The sequence below is a fragment of the Acinetobacter endophylla genome (assembly GCF_053543775.1).
Window position 1 is genome coordinate 1 of sequence record NZ_JBLVOM010000301.1, and the last position, 603, is coordinate 603.

Consider the following 603-nt stretch of genomic DNA (forward strand, 5'->3'; position numbering starts at 1 on the left):
AATTCTACTCCTATTTTCATGATTCTTCAACAGTGCATAACTTAATCAACAACGATCAAAATCGGGTCCGAAAGCACAGGAATGCTGTAATACGAAAAAAGCAACCTTAGCACGGTGGAATACCGGCCAAGGTTGCTTCTTCTAATCTAAGACATACTATAAGATTACTTCAGGTAAGGTCCTGTCTCTCCAATTCCACCCTTGCCATTTAATACATACACTCTTGCATTTCCTTTACCGGAGCACGTCAGTGTAATTCTGCCATCTGAAACGGTTTTGGAATCACCAGTCACCGCATCCACATAGGTTCCGTTCGGAATACCGGTAAACGTGGCATTTCCAGAAATCGTAACCAATGCAAAACTATCAATGCCTTTGGCGCTGTCGGTAAATCTTCTCTTAAATGCCATTTCACCCGATACATTCTCAGTTGAATATTGGCCCTTTTGCAAAGCTGGAACAGCTCTTCTGATTAGGTTAAGTTGTCTGATATGTTTCGCCAGAGGATAATTGAGCGATTCCGCAAGTTTGCCGCTGGCATTGGTGTATTTACCGTAATCTTGAACCGTAACATTGCCTTCAATGTGATCTCCGAAGTAAGCA

General features: G+C 42.3%; 1 protein-coding gene. It reads right to left on the reverse strand.

Going from position 1 to position 603, the window contains the following annotated elements:
• Positions 1-164: 164 nt before the first annotated feature.
• A partial coding sequence (locus tag ACNPNW_RS16415) for a hypothetical protein (RefSeq protein ID WP_448767204.1) occupies positions 165-603 on the reverse strand: 439 nt, incomplete at its 5' end.